Here is a 1,602-nt window from a genome sequence, read left to right as displayed (position 1 = left end):
TAAGTTTGCGGCTGCAGTGGCCACAGGTTGCCAGACCTTGCAGCAAGGCGGTACCTTCTCTCACGGCGCCACCGGCTTCGTGGGGGCGGGGCTTGGTATTGGTAGCCAGGCGCATTTGATTGGCCTCGTAGGTTCCCCAATCGATGTAACCTTCGTGGTGGTCGCGGATGAGCACGGCCCACTGCGACTGGGGCAGGCGTCGTATCCGTGTCTTGAGCACACCGTGCTCGTCGACATAGCGTTCTTTACGGCTCTTGCCGTAGCAGTAGGCGCCAGCATAAACCGGATTGGTGAGCACGTTGTAGATCGCGATGTAGGTCGGTGCGACCCAGCGAATCGCCTCGGGGGCACTGTAGTTGAGCTGCTGCAACGGAAACGACAGATTCTCTGCGCGAAACCATAGCCAGACACGGCGAGCTGTGCCGAACTCACTAAAGCGGGCAAACACCGCACGCAGCGCGCTGACAACGGCTTCGTCTGGATGCAGCCGCACCTCGCCTTCAGCCTCGCCCCAAACCATTCCGGTAGGCAGACCTCGGCGCAGTTCGCCGCGTGCAGCCTTGTTCCGGATGCCACCATCCAGACGCGCACGCAGGGTATGCAGTTCGGCCTCGCTCATCGTGCCCTTCAAGCCGAGAAGTAGACGATCGTTGAAAAGCGCTGGGTTGTACACGCCGTCGGCGTCGCCGATAAGCGTATCGGTCATGGTGCAAAGGTCGAGCAACCGGTACCAGTCAGAATTATTGCGCGCCAGGCGTGATACTTCGAGCCCGAGAATGATGCCAGCGTGCCCGAGTGCGACTTCGGCAGTCATGCGTGCGAAGCCGCCGCGGCTCGCCGTAGTGGCCCCCGAAAGCCCCAGGTCGTCGTCAACTACGCAGACCTGCTGCCCGGGCCAGCCGAGGGCGGTGGCCCGCTGGGCGAGCGCGTACTGGCGTTGCGTCGATTCACGGTTGTTCTCAACCTGGTTGGCGCTGGACTGGCGGATGTAGACGAACGCGGTGCGCTGCAAATGACTGGGACCGATCTTGCTGGTGGCCTCACTCATCATCGTTCTCCCGTTTGCCCTGACGGCTTTGCGTCACGACTCTTGCGATTGCGCGAGCGAGCGCGTCGATCACCGCCTCGCGCGTCGTTTGGTCCAGTTGTTCCCATAGGCTGCCGTCGTCCGACGGCAGGTCCGCTAGGGGCAGGTTCAGTTGCATCATCGCTCTCCTGTTCCGTCTGGCGCAGTAAAGCGTCAATGATCAGGCGAGCGCGGAGAAGATCGGTGACTGAGCCGATGGCATCGGCTCGCGAAGCGGCGGCGATGGCGACGCCGTTGGCCGAGGACGCTGGGAAATCAGTCCAGCCGACGGGAATCAGTCCGCGTGACTCGTCGGGAAGGATCAGCAGAAGGTGTAATTGGCCGGCGCGTTGGCGTCGGCTGATAACCTGTAGGCGCTGGCCTTCGAACGGATGGCCTGCTCGGGTGATGACGACCGATTCGGGTACGTCGTGGGATGGGGTAGTCTGTCGTGGCTTCCTTCGACCGGGTCAACCACGACATCCTGATCGACCGTCTACAGAAACGTATCGGGGACGCCAGCGTGATCCGGCTGA

Annotated in this window: 2 protein-coding genes and 1 pseudogene; all 3 read right to left on the bottom strand. The window is 62.2% G+C overall.

What is annotated here, in order from left to right; translation table 11 throughout:
* The coding region (locus tag EVC45_RS44500; RefSeq protein ID WP_129964350.1) for a recombinase family protein at positions 1-1,048 on the bottom strand (1,048 nt) is incomplete at its 3' end.
* Positions 1,041-1,208: a hypothetical protein gene (locus EVC45_RS47505; protein ID WP_248295538.1), complete on the bottom strand. Its 168-nt coding sequence runs from the start codon at positions 1,206-1,208 to the stop codon at positions 1,041-1,043. The genes EVC45_RS47505 and EVC45_RS44500, both read right to left, overlap by 8 nt.
* A 103-nt stretch (positions 1,209-1,311) precedes the next feature.
* Positions 1,312-1,476 (bottom strand): annotated as a pseudogene (locus EVC45_RS48180) (DUF5372 family protein); the annotation flags it as partial.
* Positions 1,477-1,602: the final 126 nt, after the last annotated feature.

Origin of the sequence: Paraburkholderia sp. UYCP14C, from assembly GCF_004197395.1 — a bacterium.
Lineage (GTDB): Bacteria > Pseudomonadota > Gammaproteobacteria > Burkholderiales > Burkholderiaceae > Paraburkholderia.
This window is presented reverse-complemented; position numbering and strand designations above follow the sequence as displayed.

Excerpts from the sequence above, each read along its gene's own strand:
- EVC45_RS47505 (WP_248295538.1), bottom strand. The coding sequence starts at position 1,208 with ATGATGCAACTGAACCTGCCCCTAGCGGACCTGCCGTCGGACGACGGC.